We start from the raw sequence: 12,154 nt of genomic DNA on the forward strand, positions 1-12,154 counted from the left end.
TCCTAGATAGGGGATAGGGCAGGGAAAGGCCAGAGCCGTGAGGGGTGGGGGCATGCGGCGGCCGATCCCGCTGCGGGGTGGGGGATCCCGCGCGATGGGCACGAACATATGCGACAAAGAGCAGGTAAAGGCAACTTAATGGGACATCCAGTGAAATTTCTCACTTATGCCGCACAGGGTGCTTTGAGGGACGACCATACGCCCATGAATTGATCGTTTCCGGAGAACGCGGAAACGATCAGAGCATCAGGGAGCGCACCGTCTCGACGGTGTCGGCGTCCTCGACGCGCTTGTCCGGCCGGTAGCGCAGCACCCGGGCGAAGCGCAGCGCCATGCCTCCCGGGTAACGGGGCGAGCGCTGCACGCCGTCGAAGGCGATCTCCACGACCAGCTCCGGCCGCAGCCGTACCGTCCACTCGTCCGTCGGCCCCTCGGCCAGCTCCAGGAAGCGCTCGGTCTGCCAGGCCAGCAGCTCGTCCGTCAGCCCCTTGAACGTCTTGCCGAGCATCACGAACCCGCCCTCGGGGTCGCGAGCCCCGAGGTGCAGGTTGGACAGCTTGCCCTCGCGCCGGCCGTGCCCCCACTCGGCCGCCAGGACCACCAGGTCGAGCGTGTGACGCGGCTTGACCTTGATCCAGCCCGCCCCGCGCCGGCCCGCCGCGTAGGGGGAGGCTAGCGCCTTGACCACCAGGCCCTCGTGGCCGGCCTTGACGACGTCGATGAAGAACTTCTCGGCCTCGGAGACCTCCCCCGTCACCAGCCGGGGGGTCAGCAGGCCCTGCGGGACCGTACGGGCCAGGACCTCCTGGCGCTCGGCGTACGGCAGGTCGAGCAGGTCGGCGCCGTCCACGCGCAGCGCGTCGAAGAAGAACACGCTCAGCGGGGTCTGCGTGCGCAGCGCGGCCACGTTCGTCTTGCTGGAGACGCGGCTGGCGGTCACCTGGAACGGGTGCGGCCGCCCGTCGGGCCGCAGCGCGATCACCTCGCCGTCGAGCACGAGGTCGTCGGACGGCATCTCCAGCACCGCCTCGACCAGCTCGGGGACCTGCGGGGTGATGTCGTCGAGCGTACGGGTGAACACCCGCACCTCCGAGCCGGAGCGGTGGGCCTGGACGCGTACGCCGTCGAGCTTCCACTCCAGCGCCGCCGGCGCGCCGGCCTTCTCCAGGGCCGCCGCCACGTTCGGCGCGCTGCCCGCCAGCATGGGCGCGACCGCCCTCCCCACCTCCAGCCGGAACGCGTGCAGCTCCGCCACCCCGCCGCTCAGCGCGGCCGCGCCGACGGCCGGGAGCCAGCCGCGCAGCGTCAGCGCGCGGCGGACGTCGGCCGACGGCGCGCCGGAGGCCTTGGCGATCGCCTCGATCATGACGCCGTCGAGCGCGCCCTGGCGCAGCTCGCCGTGCAGCAGCCGCCGCATGAACTGCTGCTCCTGACTGGTCAGCCCCGCGAACAACTCGGCCACCAGCGCCTTGCGCGCGGCCTGCGAGCCGGCGCCCGACACGGCCTTGATCCGGCTCAGCAGCCGGTCGACGGCGGTGAGCGTGGCGGTGGCGGCCAGCTTGGGCTGCGGGATGTCCTCCAGCGTGCGCCAGCCCACGCCGACCTGCCGCTGGGGCAGCTCGCCGGACAGGTAGGAGATCGCGATCTCCGCCTCCTCCGGCCCGACCCGGCCCAGCAACTCCGCCAGGTGACCCACCTTGCCCAGCCTCGCGGACGTGCGCGTCACCGCCTCGGACACCCGGACCACGTCGATCAGAAGCACACGCCTATGGTGCCTTACGTCGGCGACATTTCCCCACTTGATAACGGCATATCCACGCGATGTGTCGATAACGGGGAAAGGCGCCGGGCCGCCAGGGCAGCGGTGCCACCCGGGGCCGCCCGGTCCGCCGAGGTCGGAGGGGGCAAGACGTTGGCGACATGGGGCCGGAGGGGGCCGCGTGCGGGCCGGACGGGGCGGGGCCAAGGGGTGTGAGGTCGACGGGGCAGGGCCAAGGGGGGCGGGGCCCACGGGGGAAGGCACGACCGGCAGGGCCCACAAGGCAGGGCCGAGGGGCGGTGACGCCTCAGCGCGCCCGGGCGTACACAGGCACGCCCGGGCCTCACCGCGCCGGACGTGCCGCGGGCACGCCGGCGCGTCACCGTGCAGGTGTCAGCTCACGCCGAGCAGGTCGACGACGAAGATGAGCGTCTCGTTCGGCTTGATGCGCGGAGGCGCGCCGCGGGTGCCGTAGCCGAGGTGCGGCGGGATGACCAGCTTGCGCCGGCCGCCGACCTTCATGCCCGCGACGCCCTGGTCCCAGCCACCGATGACGCGCCCGGCGCCCAGCGGGAACTCGAACGCGTCGCCGCGGTTCCACGACGCGTCGAACTCCTCCCCGGTCGAGAACGACACGCCCACGTAGTGGACGCGCACGTTCTGGCCGGGCTTGGCCTCGGGGCCGTCGCCGACGGTCAGGTCCTCGATCTCGAGGTCCTTGGGCGGTTCGCCGCCCGGAAAATCGATCTCGGGCTTCTGGAGTGCCACGAAAGTGCTCCTGTTGACGGTTGTTCTCGAAGAGAATGGACCCGACGACTCTATGCGCTCGGGATATGGTCAACGTTCATGGCCGCCCTTTCTCCCGACGCGTTCCTGCTCACCGGCCGCGTGGCCGTCGTCACCGGGGCGGCCAGGGGCATCGGCCTGGCGATCGCCGAGGCGTTCGCGGCGTTCGGCGCCCACGTCGCGGTCTGCGACCGCGACAAGCCGGACGGTGAGCTGGCGATGACGCTCGACGTGCGCGACCACGTGGCGGTCGAGGTGTTCGCCCAGGCCGTACGCGAGCGGTGGGGCCGCGTGGACGTGCTGGTCAACAACGCGGGCGGCACCTTTCACGCGGGGTTCGCCGACACCTCGCCGCGCGGCGAGCAGACCCTCATCGAGGAGAACTTCACGCAGGTCACCGGCATGATCCGGAGTTTGCTGCCGATGATGTCGCCGGGCGCGTCGATCATCAACGTGACGTCGAGCGAGGCCCACCAGGCCGCGCCCGGTTTCGCCGTGTACGCGGCCATGAAGGCAGGCGTGGCGAGCCTGACCAAGTCGCTGGCGCTGGAGCTGGCGCCCAGCGGCATCAGGGTGAACGCCATCGCCCCCGACGCCATCAGGACCGAGGGAGAGGAGGGCGTGCGCGAGCGCATGCTGGCCCGCCCGTTGCCCTACGAGCCGGTCCGCGTGCCGCCGCTCGGCCACCTCGGCGACCCCCGCGACGCCGCCGCGGCGGCCCTGTTCCTGGCCGGCGACCTGGCCAGGTTCGTGACGGGCACGACGCTGCACGTGGACGGCGGAATCAACGCCGCGGGCGGCTGGCGCAGAACCTGAGCACGGCGTCCGGCGGGGCCTGAGCGCGGCCCGGGTGCCGGACGCGGCGGCTCACCAGCTCTGGTGCAGCGGCATCCCCTCGGCGTACCCGGACGTGCTCTGGATCCCCACGACGGCCTTGGCGTGGAACTCCTCCAGGTCCGACGCCCCGGCGTACGTGCACGACGACCGCAGCCCGGCCACGATCGCGTCGATCTGATCCTCCACACTGGGCCGCTTCGGATCGAGATACATCCTGGACGTCGAGATGCCCTCCTCGAACAGCGCCTTCCTGGCCCGCTCGAACGCCGAGTCGTCGGCGGTCCGCAGCCGCACGGCCCGCGCCGAGGCCATGCCGTAGTTCTCCTTGTACGCCCGCCCGTTGGCGTCGATGTGGGTGTCGCCCGGCGACTCGTACGTGCCCGCGAACCACGACCCGATCATCACGTTCGACGCCCCGGCCGCCAGGGCCAGCGCGACGTCGCGCGGATGGCGCACGCCCCCGTCGGCCCACACGTGCCGCCCCAGGCGGCGGGCCTCGGCGGAGCACTCCAGCACGGCGGAGAACTGCGGCCGGCCGACGCCGGTCATCATGCGGGTGGTGCACATGGCGCCGGGGCCGACGCCGACCTTGAGGATGTCGGCACCGGCGTCCACGAGGTCGCGCACGCCGTCGGCGGTCACCACGTTGCCCGCCGCGACCGGCACGCCGGGATCGATGGCGGTGACGGCGCGCAGGGCGGAGGCCATCTTCTCCTGGTGGCCGTGCGCGGTGTCCACGACCAGGCAGTCGATCCCGGCCTCCAGCAGCTCCTTGGCCTTGGCGGCCACGTCGCCGTTCACGCCCACGGCGGCGGCGACGCGCAGCCTGCCCTCGGCGTCCACGGCCGGCTGGTAGAGGGTGGCGCGCAGGGCGCCCGTGCGGGTGAGGATGCCGACCAGCCGCCCCTCCTCGTCCACGATGGGCGCCAGGCGGTGGCGGCCCTCGTGCAGGCGGTCGAAGGCGGTGCGCGGGTCGAGCCCGGCGGGCAGCGTGAGCAGCTCGCTCGACATGACGTGGGAGAGCTGCGTGAACAGGTCGACGTCGCGGCAGTCGGCCTCGGTCACGACGCCGACGGGGCGGTTCTCCCAGTCGACCACGATGACGGCGCCGTGCGCCCGCTTGGGCAGCAGTTGCAGGGCCTCGCCGACGGTGTCGTGCGAGGTGAGGGTGAGGGCCGTGTCGTGGACGAGGTCGCGCTTCTTGACCCAGTCGACGACGTCCGCCACGACGTCGGCGGGGATGTCCTGAGGGATCACGGTGATGCCGCCGCGGCGCGCCACGGTCTCGGCCATGCGCTTGCCGGCGACGGCCGTCATGTTCGCCACGACGATCGGAATGGTGGTGCCCGTGCCGTCGTTCGTCGAAAGATCGACTGCGAGCCGGGAACCGACCGCGGAACGCGACGGGACCATGAACACGTCGCTGTAGGTCAGGTCGTAATGCGGCTCTAGGTCGTTGAGAAATCTCACGTTCATCCATCTTATGTGCTGACAGGTCAACAAGGCTTTTCCCCGTTTCGCGGGGCCTTATGATCGGCCGGGACACTTTTGGGGGAGGGAGGGTCTGTGAACGTCACCGAACGGGCCGAACTGGTGGTGGTCGGTTTCGCCGTACGCACCACCAACGCCGACGAACTCGATCCGGCGCGGGCCAAGCTGCCCGGGTTGTGGCGGCGGGCCGGTGCGCCAGGGGCCTTCGCGCACGTGCCCGGCCGCGTCGACGAGAACCTGTACGCGGTGCTCACCGACTATGAAAGCGACCATCACGGGGCCTTCACGCAGATCGTCGGCACGGGTGTGCGCACGGTGCCGCGGCTGCCGGAGGGCATGGTGGCCGTGCGCGTTCCCGCGGCCCACGCGCTGAGACTGGAGGCCCGCGGCCCGATGCCGCAGGCGCTGGCCGAGTCGTGGCAGGCGGTGTGGAAGCACACCGAGTCGGGCGGCACGCCACCGCGTGCCTTCACGACGGATCTGGAGGTGCACCACCCCGACGGGGTGGATCTCTACGTGGCCGTCTGACGGAATCCGAGCGCGACGGCCGCCGCCTCGACGGCCGTCGGCTTGACCTCCTCCAGCGGCAGGTGCGCGAATTCGACCGCGCAGTCCGACATGCCGCCCAGCGCCACCGTCGCGCGGATCTGCTGCTCCAGCGCGAGCTCCCGCCCGAGCAGCCTGGCCACCAGCTCCCGCCGCCATTCGAACATGCGCGTGCCCAGGTCGAGATAGCCGAGCGTGGACAGGTCGCGCACCATCATCACGATCACCTCGCGGTGCCGCCAGATCAGCTCGAAGTAGTCGTCGAGCAGCTCGCGGGGGTCGCCCGCCTGAGCCCGGTCGCGCAGGAACCCCTCGATGTCCTCGACCAGCGGCTGCACGATGCTGCGCACCAGGTCGTCGCGTGAGGAGAAGTGGTAGTAGAGCGCGGGCTTGGTGATGCCCAGCCGGTCGGAGATCTGGCGCAGGCTGGTGTTCTGCACGCCCTGCCGCACGAACAGCTCGCGGGCCACCGCCTGGATGCGGGCCTTGGTGTCACTGGGCATGGATCAAGGATAGTCCTTACCTTCCGTTAAGTAAGTCTGCGTGCTAGCGTGCTTACTTAACGGTAGGTAAGGAGGGGTCATGAGGGTTCTCATCTCGGGGGCGAGCGTCGCGGGGCCGGCGCTGGCGTACTGGCTGGCCAGGTACGGCTTCACCGTCACCGTCGTCGAGCGGGCTCCGGCGCTGCGCAGGACGGGCGGCCACGCGGTCGACCTGTTCAGGCCAGCGATGGACATCGTCGAGCGCATGGGGGTGCTGGAGCAGGTCCTGGCCGCCAAGACCGGGACGGAGCACCTCACCGTGCGTGGTGAGCGCGGCGGCCGGCCCGCCGTGCTGGAGATCGGGCGCGTCATGGGCGCGGTCTCCGACCGGCACGTCGAGATCATGCGCGACGACCTGAGTGAGATCTTCTACGACGCGACCCGTCACGACGCCGAGTACGTCTTCGGCGACTCCATCACCTCGATCTCCGAAGACGGCGAGGTCACCTTCGAGCGCGGCGCGCCCGCCAGGTTCGACCTGGTGATCGGCGCCGACGGCCTGCACTCCAACGTGCGCCGCCTGGTCTTCGGCCCCGAGTCGCGCTTCACGACCTGGATCGGCGCCTACCTGGCGGTCGCCTCGGTGCCCAACCACCTGCGGCTGGACGGCCGCATGGAGGGCGTCACGGGCGTGGGCAGGCTGGCCGCGATGTACGGGGCGGCGCGGCTGCCCGACGCCCGGGCGCTGTTCCTGTTCAGGACGCCGGAGCCGCTCGACTACCACCACAGGGACGTCGCCAGGCAGAAGGAGCTGCTGCGCGAGCGCTTCGCCGGCGTGGGCTGGGAGGTGCCCAGGCTGCTGGCGGAGCTGGATCGGGCCTCGGCCTTCTACTTCGACTCGATCACCCAGCTCCGCCTCGACACCTGGTCACGCGGCCGGGTGACGCTCGCCGGCGACGCGGGCTACTGCCCGGGCCCGGCGGTCGGGGGCAGCACGAGCCTGGCGGTCGTGGGGGCGTACGTGCTGGCGGGCGAGCTGGCCGCGCACGGCGGCGACCACACGCGGGCCTTCCCGGCCTACGAGGCCGAGCTCGGCGAGTACGTGCGCCGCAGCCGCACGTTCGCGATCAACGCGGCCAGGCGGCTCGTGCCGGGCAGCCGGCTGGACCTGTGGGCGCTCCTGAAGGGCGTGCGGCTGGTCAACCGCCTGCCCGTCGCCCTGACCAGGGCCGCGGTCAAGCTCGGCAGCAAGGGCGTGCGCCTGCACGACTCGATCGCGCTCAAGGACTACGCAGCACCACGGGAAACGACGTCACGCCCCTGACGAAGGCGTTGGGCAGGATGCGCGGCCCCTCGGCGTCGGCCCACTCGGCCGAACCCACCCGGTCCAGCCACTCCTCGAAGAAGATCCGAAGCTCCAGCCTGGCCAGCGCCGCGCCCAGGCAGAAGTGGGCGCCCAGACCGAACGCGATGTGCCCGCCCGGCTTCCTGGCCACGTCGAAGGCGTCCGGGTCGTCGAACACCTCGGGGTCCCTGTTCGCCGACCCGTACATGAGCAGCACCTGCTGTCCCTGGCGGATCTCCTGCCCGTGCAGCGTGGTGTCGCGGGTGGCGGCCCGGCACATGTTCAGGACCGGCGTGGTCCACCGGATGAACTCCTCCACCGCCCCCTCCATCAGCCCCCGGTCCTCGCGCAGCAGGCGCCACTGGTCCGGATGCCGGATCAGCGCGTCGATGGTGGTCGCGATGACCGTCCGGGTGGTCTCGGCGCCGCCGTCGAGCAGCAGCAGCGCGTCGTTGGCCAGGCACTCGTCGTCGTAGCCCGGCGTGGCGCACCACAGGGACAGCAGGTCGTCACGCGGGTGGGCGCGCCGCTCGGCGGCCAGCTCCAGCACGGCCTGGCCGTACTCGCCGGCGGCCACGGCGGCCTCGTGCGTGACGTAGCGCAGGCCGCCGCCGGCCACGATCGTGGTCTCCGACCAGTGCTTGAGCCGGGGCCAGTCCTCGTCGGGGAAGCCGATCAGCCATCCGATCATGCGGGCGGGCAGCGGCGCGGCCAGCTCGCCCACCGCGTCGACCGTGCCCCGCTCCAGCGCGCTCGTGATGAGCTCGACGACGACCTCGCGCACCCGGGCGGCGTAGCGGGCGTGCACGTGGCGCGGGGTGAAGCGGCGGTAGACCAGGCGGCGCCGCTCCGCGTGCTCGGGGTCGTCCAGGCCGATCATGGACGGCTCCGAGGGGAGCTGGGGGCGGTAGCCGACGGTGCTGGTCCACAGGCGGGCGTCGCGCTCGATGGCCGAGATGTCGGCGTGGCGGGAGACGCCCCACAGGTTGTTGGGCTCGTCGCGGTAGACGGGGGCGTGCTCGCGGAGCCAGGCGTAGACGGGGGAGGGGTCGCCGGCGTACAGGTCGCCGTCGAGTAAGTCGATCATGCGAGTACCCCTTGGCTGCGTAGCTTGTCCGCCTCCTCCTGGGACAGGCCCCAGCCGGACAGGTCGGCCAGGCGGGTGGCGGGGGAGAGGTCCTGCGCCGGCACGCCGAGCAGGCGCGGCGCGGGCGCGGGGTGGGTGACGCCGCCGACCTGGACGAAGGAGCCCCGGGCGGCGTTGTGCGGGTGGGCGGGCGCCTCGGCCATCGACAACACGGGCGAGACGCAGGCGTCGGAGCCGTCGAACAGCGCCTCCCACTCGGCGCGCGTCCTCTTCCTGAACTCCTCGGACAGGCGGGCCCTGAGCGCGGGCCACTGGGCCCGGTCGTTCCTGTCGGGCAGGTCGGTCAGGCCCATGAGGGTGACCATGGCCTCCCAGAACTGCGGCTCCAGGGAGCCGACGGCCACGTGTTTCCCGTCGGCCGTCTCGTACGTGTCGTACTGCGGGGCGCCGGTGTCGAGCAGGTTCGTGCCGTGCGGCCCCCAGTGCCCGCTCTGGACCGCCTGGTAGAACATCGAGAACAGGATCGCCGCGCCGTCCACCATGGCCGCGTCGATCACCCGTCCCAGGCCGGTGCGCTCCCGCTCGAACAGGGCCAGCAGCACGCCGTACGCCAGCATGAGCCCGCCGCCGGCGAAGTCGCCGAGGATGTTGATCGGCGGCGTCGGCTTGTCCCCCTCCCGGCCCAGCATCGACAGCACGCCCGACACGGCGATGTAGTCGATGTCGTGCCCGGCGGTCGGGGCCAGCGGCCCGTCCTGCCCCCATCCGGTCATCCGGCCGTAGACGAGCCGCTCGTTGATCGCGTGCAGGTCGTCGGGCCCGATGCCGAGCCGCTCGGCCACCCCCGGGCGGAACACCTCGATCACGACGTCGGCGTGCCGGACGAGCTCCTTGAACGTGGCCACCCCCTCGGGCGCCTTCAGATCCAGCCCGATCGTGTGCTTGCCGCGGTCCATGACGTCGGCGCGCGGGCGGTCGGAAACCGCCTTCACCCGGTCGATACGCAGGACTTCCGCCCCGTGATCGGCTAGCATCATCCCCGCGAACGGCCCAGGGGCGAGCCCGGCGAGCTCCAGCACTCGCACCCCGGACAGCGGACCTCGGCGAACCTCAGGCATCGACCCCTCCTCAGCTGTGGACCCTGCCCCAGTAGAACAACATTCGGTGAACTGGTGCAAGCGGCCTTTCCGACTTCCGGCGAAGATCTGGGAGGTATGGGAAACTTGCCCACTGTCGGGTGGTCAACAGGGGTAGGAAATGGTTTCGGATAGCAACCGGCTCATCGCAGGGCGCTACCAGTTACTGCGCGAACTGGGCCGCGGGGGGATGGGCGTGGTCTGGGAAGGCCACGACACTTTGCTGAACCGGCAGGTGGCCATCAAGGAGGTGCTGCTGCCGGACACGATGTCGCCCGGCGACCAGGAGCGCCAGCTCTTGCGAACGGCCCGGGAGGCCCGTACGGCGGCCAAGCTCAACCATCCCTCGGTCGTCGCCGTGTACGACGTGATCGAGGAGGACGGCCGGCCGTGGATCGTGATGGAGCTGGTCAGCCATCCGACGGTCGAGCAGGTCGTGCTCACCACGGGCGCGCTCCCGGTGCGGGAGGCGGCGGACCTGGGCAGGCAGGTGCTGTCCGCGCTGCGCACCGCCCACGCCGCGGGCATCCTGCACCGCGACGTCAAGCCGAGCAACATCCTGCTGTCCGAGGACGGCCGCGCCGTGCTGATGGACTTCGGCATCGCCACGGTCGAGGGTGACGCGTCGCTGACCAGGACCGGCATGGTGACCGGCTCGCCGAGCTTCCTGGCGCCGGAACGGGTCCGCGCCGAGAACGCGGGGCCCGCCTCCGACCTGTGGTCGCTGGGCGCCACCCTGTACGCGTGCATGGTCGGCCGCTCGCCGTTCGAGCGCGGCGACCCCATGGCCACGCTCAACGCGCTGCTCACCGAGGAGCCCGACTACCGCAGGATCCCGCCGGCCATGCACCCGGTCCTGAAGGGGCTGCTCCAGAAGGAGCCCCAGGACCGTGTGGACGCCGAGGAGGCCGACCGGCTGCTAGCGGCGATCATCGCCACCAGGCCCGCGGCCCAGGACCTCGACGTCCCGGAGAAGAAGAAGCGGCAGGGCCCCGGCAGGGCGCTGCTCGCCGCCGCCGCGACGGTGGTGCTGGTGCTCACGGGCGGCGCGGTCGTCTACTTCAGGACCGCCTCGCCCGCCGAGGGCACGCCGCGGGCCACCACCCAGCCGGCCGCCGCGACGCAGGCGATCTCGCCCAGCGCGGCGCCGACGCCGAGCGCGACGCCCTCGGCCACCCCGTCGCCCACCGCGACCAGGGCCGTGCCCGCGGTGCGGGCGTGGAGGTCGCGGGACGGCTGGTCGATCATGCGGCCCACCGGCTGGCGCGGCGCGCTCGGCGAGGCGTACACCGAGTGGACCCGCAGGGACGGCAACGCCCACCTCGGCGTCGAGGCCGTGTACGCCAGCCTCGACCCGAACCAGATCATCCGCGACGGGCAGGAGACGCTGCGGCAGAACGCGCAGAGCGTGGTCAACTGCGGCCGCAGGACGGTCACGCACCAGGGCGCCAAGGCCGTGCAGTGGGAGTTCTCCTGGACGGCGGGCGAGGTGAACGACGCCCCCTGGGTGCGCCCCGGCGCCCGCTACCACGAGATCCGCCGAGCCGTGGCGATCGGCGACACGGCGTACGTGCTGTCGTGGACCGTCGCCGAGGAGCAGTGGCAGCGCAACAGGGCACTGATGCGGCAGGTGATCAACAGCTTTACTGTGGGGGGATGAGCCCCTGGAACCTGCTCGCCCTCCCGCCGCTTCCCGAGCAGGCCATGCGCCGCCTGCTCGCCCCGCTCGGCGACCGGGTGACGCTGCGCGTGCCCGCCTCCCGCGACAGGGAGGCGCTGCTCGCGGCGCTGCCCGGCACGGAGATCGTGCTCGGCGACTGGACGGGCGCCCTCGTCATGGACGCGCAGGCGGTGGCGGCGGCGCCCGGGCTGGCGTTCGTGCAGCAGCCGTCGGTGGGCGTGGACGGCCACGATCTCGCCGCCCTGGCCGCGGCCGGGGTGCCGCTGGCCAACACGCCGGGCGTCAGCGCCGGCGCGGTCGCCGAGTGGTGCCTGGCCGCCACGATGGCGCTGTCGCGCAAGCTGCTCGCTGCCGACGCGGCGGTCCGCGCCGGCGAGTGGCCCCAGCAGGGCCTGCTCCCGCACGAGCTGCGCGGCCGCCGCGCCGGCGTGATCGGCTACGGCCCGATCGGCGCCATGTGCGCCGACCTGTTCCGCGCGCTCGGCTGCGAGGTGACCTACTGGACCCGCACGCCCCGCCAGGACCCCGGCTACCAGGACCTCGACGCGCTGGTGTCCGGCAGCGACGTGGTGGTCGTGGTGATCGCGCTGTCGGAGGAGACCCGCGGCCTGGTCGACCCCCGAAGCATGAAGCAGGGCGCCCTGCTCGTCAACGCGGCCAGAGGAGGCGTGGTCGACCAGGGGGCGCTCGTCGAGGCGCTGACGGCCGGCCACCTCGGCGGCGCCGCGCTGGACGTCTTCGACACCGAGCCGCTCCCGGCCGCCGACCCGCTGCGCGACCTGCCGAACGTGCTGCTCTCCCCGCACGTCGCGGGCGTCACGCCGGAGTCCACCGGGCGTCTGGTCGCCGCGGTCCTGGACAACCTCGCCGCCGCCGTCGAGGGCCGCGCGGTGCAGGGAGTGGTGAACGGCGTTTCGCCTATGATCTCCAGGAAGTTTACGCAATCGCCTACCCCGTAGGGGTTTCACCTGGCACGATGAACAGTTTTCGTGTCTTTAACGACC

The 12,154-nt window shown here is 72.0% G+C and carries 11 protein-coding genes; 5 read left to right on the forward strand and 6 right to left on the reverse strand.

Translation table 11 applies throughout. The features are described 5' to 3' along the window. Nucleotides 1–238 precede the first annotated feature (238 nt). Together HD597_RS04700 and HD597_RS04705 are read right to left on the reverse strand one after the other, a co-directional pair. A complete protein-coding gene (locus HD597_RS04700; RefSeq protein ID WP_253740465.1) occupies nucleotides 239–1,762 on the reverse strand; it encodes an ATP-dependent DNA ligase in 1,524 nt (507 codons plus the stop codon). Nucleotides 1,763–2,152: 390 nt separating this feature from the next. Further along, nucleotides 2,153–2,527 (reverse strand): FKBP-type peptidyl-prolyl cis-trans isomerase, encoded by a 375-nt coding sequence (locus tag HD597_RS04705; protein ID WP_185102311.1) that lies wholly within the window; start codon nucleotides 2,525–2,527, stop codon nucleotides 2,153–2,155. Nucleotides 2,528–2,605: 78 nt separating this feature from the next. Between HD597_RS04705 and HD597_RS04710 the strand changes: the two genes are divergently transcribed. After that, on the forward strand, nucleotides 2,606–3,361 hold the full coding sequence (locus tag HD597_RS04710) for an SDR family NAD(P)-dependent oxidoreductase (protein ID WP_253740466.1): 756 nt from the start codon (nucleotides 2,606–2,608) through the stop codon (nucleotides 3,359–3,361). Nucleotides 3,362–3,412: 51 nt separating this feature from the next. On the opposite strand, the gene HD597_RS04715 is transcribed toward HD597_RS04710, so the two are convergent. Next, entirely contained in the window at nucleotides 3,413–4,852 is a 1,440-nt protein-coding gene (locus tag HD597_RS04715) for a GuaB1 family IMP dehydrogenase-related protein (RefSeq protein ID WP_253740467.1), read from the reverse strand. 96 nt (nucleotides 4,853–4,948) lie between these two features. Here HD597_RS04715 and HD597_RS04720 point away from each other — a divergent pair, with 96 nt between their 5' ends. Continuing rightward, entirely contained in the window at nucleotides 4,949–5,401 is a 453-nt protein-coding gene (locus HD597_RS04720) for a GyrI-like domain-containing protein (protein ID WP_253740468.1), read from the forward strand. Here HD597_RS04720 and HD597_RS04725 read toward each other — a convergent pair. After that, entirely contained in the window at nucleotides 5,386–5,922 is a 537-nt protein-coding gene (locus HD597_RS04725) for a TetR/AcrR family transcriptional regulator (RefSeq protein ID WP_253740469.1), read from the reverse strand. The genes HD597_RS04720 and HD597_RS04725 overlap by 16 nt on opposite strands. 79 nt (nucleotides 5,923–6,001) lie before the next feature. On the opposite strand from HD597_RS04725, the gene HD597_RS04730 reads away from it, so the two are divergent. Further along, nucleotides 6,002–7,225, forward strand: coding sequence for an FAD-dependent monooxygenase (locus HD597_RS04730; protein ID WP_253740470.1), 1,224 nt, complete (start codon nucleotides 6,002–6,004; stop codon nucleotides 7,223–7,225). Here the strand turns inward: HD597_RS04730 and HD597_RS04735 are convergent. Together HD597_RS04735 and HD597_RS04740 are read right to left on the reverse strand one after the other, a co-directional pair. Next, nucleotides 7,182–8,333, reverse strand: a complete 1,152-nt coding sequence (locus tag HD597_RS04735) for a cytochrome P450 (protein ID WP_253740471.1) — start codon at nucleotides 8,331–8,333, stop codon at nucleotides 7,182–7,184. The genes HD597_RS04730 and HD597_RS04735 overlap by 44 nt on opposite strands. Beyond that, entirely contained in the window at nucleotides 8,330–9,451 is a 1,122-nt protein-coding gene (locus HD597_RS04740; protein WP_253740472.1) for a CaiB/BaiF CoA transferase family protein, read from the reverse strand. The genes HD597_RS04735 and HD597_RS04740 overlap by 4 nt, the downstream gene beginning before the upstream one ends. 139 nt (nucleotides 9,452–9,590) lie before the next feature. Between HD597_RS04740 and HD597_RS04745 the strand changes: the two genes are divergently transcribed. Both HD597_RS04745 and HD597_RS04750 read left to right on the forward strand, forming a co-directional pair. Further along, on the forward strand, nucleotides 9,591–11,129 hold the full coding sequence (locus tag HD597_RS04745; RefSeq protein WP_253740473.1) for a serine/threonine-protein kinase: 1,539 nt from the start codon (nucleotides 9,591–9,593) through the stop codon (nucleotides 11,127–11,129). Further along, complete coding sequence (locus HD597_RS04750; RefSeq protein ID WP_253740474.1) at nucleotides 11,126–12,109, forward strand: NAD(P)-dependent oxidoreductase; 984 nt, start codon at nucleotides 11,126–11,128, stop codon at nucleotides 12,107–12,109. The genes HD597_RS04745 and HD597_RS04750 overlap by 4 nt, the downstream gene beginning before the upstream one ends. Nucleotides 12,110–12,154: the final 45 nt, after the last annotated feature.

Origin of the sequence: Nonomuraea thailandensis (assembly GCF_024172165.1) — a bacterium.
GTDB lineage: Bacteria > Actinomycetota > Actinomycetes > Streptosporangiales > Streptosporangiaceae > Nonomuraea > Nonomuraea thailandensis.

Excerpts from the sequence above, each read along its gene's own strand:
- HD597_RS04740 (WP_253740472.1), bottom strand. The coding sequence starts at position 9,451 with ATGCCTGAGGTTCGCCGAGGTCCGCTGTCCGGGGTGCGAGTGCTGGAG.
- HD597_RS04710 (WP_253740466.1), top strand. The coding sequence starts at position 2,606 with ATGGCCGCCCTTTCTCCCGACGCGTTCCTGCTCACCGGCCGCGTGGCC.
- HD597_RS04735 (WP_253740471.1), bottom strand. The coding sequence starts at position 8,333 with ATGATCGACTTACTCGACGGCGACCTGTACGCCGGCGACCCCTCCCCC.
- HD597_RS04730 (WP_253740470.1), top strand. The coding sequence starts at position 6,002 with ATGAGGGTTCTCATCTCGGGGGCGAGCGTCGCGGGGCCGGCGCTGGCG.
- HD597_RS04750 (WP_253740474.1), top strand. The coding sequence starts at position 11,126 with ATGAGCCCCTGGAACCTGCTCGCCCTCCCGCCGCTTCCCGAGCAGGCC.
- HD597_RS04745 (WP_253740473.1), top strand. The coding sequence starts at position 9,591 with ATGGTTTCGGATAGCAACCGGCTCATCGCAGGGCGCTACCAGTTACTG.
- HD597_RS04725 (WP_253740469.1), bottom strand. The coding sequence starts at position 5,922 with ATGCCCAGTGACACCAAGGCCCGCATCCAGGCGGTGGCCCGCGAGCTG.